Origin of the sequence: Tritonibacter sp. SIMBA_163, from assembly GCF_046535935.1 — a bacterium.
GTDB lineage: Bacteria > Pseudomonadota > Alphaproteobacteria > Rhodobacterales > Rhodobacteraceae > Epibacterium > Epibacterium scottomollicae.
In genome coordinates this window covers 1-236 of sequence record NZ_JAWJBP010001309.1, presented here as the reverse complement: position 1 = coordinate 236, position 236 = coordinate 1, and the positions used below count along the sequence as shown (strand labels likewise).

Sequence of the window (236 nt, the reverse complement as noted above, 5' to 3'; positions counted from 1 at the left end):
GCCGATGCCGGGTACTCCAATGGCGCCCAGGCCGCAGCCTTGGAGGCGCAGGCGCTGTTTGCCCATGTGCCTGCGAACCGGGCAGTCAACACTCAAGGCGACGGTACGCTGCTGCCCCGCACCGCCTTTACCTACGACCCGCGGGCCGATGCCATGACCTGTCCGGAAGGCAAGGCGCTGACGCGCAAACAGGTAGTACGCAGAGATCATGCGGTGATCTATCAGGCGCGTGAACA

1 pseudogene is annotated in these 236 nt (G+C 64.8%); it reads left to right on the top strand.

The annotated features are described in order from the left end of the window. Positions 1–236, top strand: a pseudogene (locus R0J92_RS26540) (IS5/IS1182 family transposase); the annotation flags it as partial.